Origin of the sequence: Frankia gtarii (assembly GCF_025403375.1) — a bacterium.
GTDB lineage: Bacteria > Actinomycetota > Actinomycetes > Frankiales > Frankiaceae > Frankia > Frankia gtarii.
In genome coordinates this window covers 1-1,352 of the sequence record NZ_JAMPTM010000533.1, presented here as the reverse complement: position 1 = coordinate 1,352, position 1,352 = coordinate 1, and the positions used below count along the sequence as shown (strand labels likewise).

Annotated in this window: 1 protein-coding gene; it reads right to left on the bottom strand. The window is 75.9% G+C overall.

Annotated elements, in window-relative coordinates; translation table 11 throughout:
• Positions 1 to 28: 28 nt before the first annotated feature.
• Positions 29 to 1,352 (bottom strand): hypothetical protein (locus NBZ83_RS32135; RefSeq protein WP_438803351.1); only part of this gene is annotated, 1,324 nt, incomplete at its 5' end.

The following is a 1,352-nucleotide window of genomic DNA, read 5'->3' as shown; positions in this document are numbered from 1 at the left end:
GGTCGGCGGGTGCGCGACGGGCGGGGCCTCAGGGGACGTAGGAGAGGGTGAAGGCCAGCGTGGCGTAGAGCGTCATCGCCGCCGTCGAGGTGACGAGCGCGAAGGTGAAGACCTCCCTGCGGGCGGTGACCAGCGCCGCGACCAGCAGGAACGGGAAGGCGCCGTACACGTAGCGTTCCGCCGAGTCGAGGTTGCTGCCGGTGAGCACGGCCGCAAGCACCAGCGCGCTCCACAGCACGTAGGGGACGGGCAGCCGCCGGGCCATCACCACCAGGGCGAGCAGGGCCAGCAGCAGCCACGGCACGTGCAGGCCCGTGCCCAGCTCGCCGGAGAAGGCTCCGCGGGCGGCGTGCCACAGCACCGACAGCGGGTTGCCGGTGCTGCCATGGCGGGCCGCGTCGCGTTGGAGGGTGAACGGCGCCAGGCCGTCGCCGTAGGTCCGGGCCGACCAGATCACGTAGATCGCGGCGCCGGCGGGTGCGGCGAGCACGGCCATCAGCCGGCGTAGCAGGTCGCGTCCGCCGATGCCGTCGCGTCCGCCGCCGCCCGCGGACGTGGCTCGTCGCGCCCGGCCCACGACGGCCTGCGCTGGGGGGCCGAGGCGGCGCAGGCCGGGCAGGGGCAGCCCGCGGGCCGCCTCCACGGCGACGGGGACGGCCAGGAGCACGCCGAGCGGCCGGCACAGCCCGCCGAGCAGGGCGGCCGCGGCCGCAAGTTCCCACCGACGGCTGCGCGCGCCGAGGAACACCACCACCGCCAGCAGCCCGGCCAGCGCCTCGGCGTACCCCATGACCAGGACGAACGCAGGTGGGGCGAGGGCGGCGAACCAGATCAGCCGGAAGGTCGTGTCCGGGCCGAGCCCCTCGACGCGGGCGAGGCGGACCAGCGCCAGGGCGAAGCCGAGGGCGCACAGGTTGACCAGCAGCAGCAGCACGATGCCGACGTGGTCGCCGGCGCCCGGCAGGTAGGACAGGACGCGCACCAGCGCGGGCAGCAGCGGGAAGAACCGGCGGCTCTCATCGCCGGCGCCGCTGTAGCCGGCCTCGGCGATCGTCTTGTACCAGCCGGCGTCCCAGCCGAGCAGGTCGGTGGTCTGCAGCCGGACGCCCTGATCGCCGCGGGCGTTGTCGGCGATGAACTTCGTCATCGCCAGGGCGGTGAGGACGACCAGCCGGGCGGCGAGCCAGGCGAGCACCACCTCCCGCAGGCACCACGGGTCGTCCTGGCGGGTCAGCGCACCCCAGCGGGACCTGGTGCCTCGCCGGGACCGGGTGCCTCGCCGGGACCCGGCACGCCGCCGGGACGCGGATCGGCTGCCGTCACGCTGGCCGGCGGGGGCGTCCTGGCCGGTG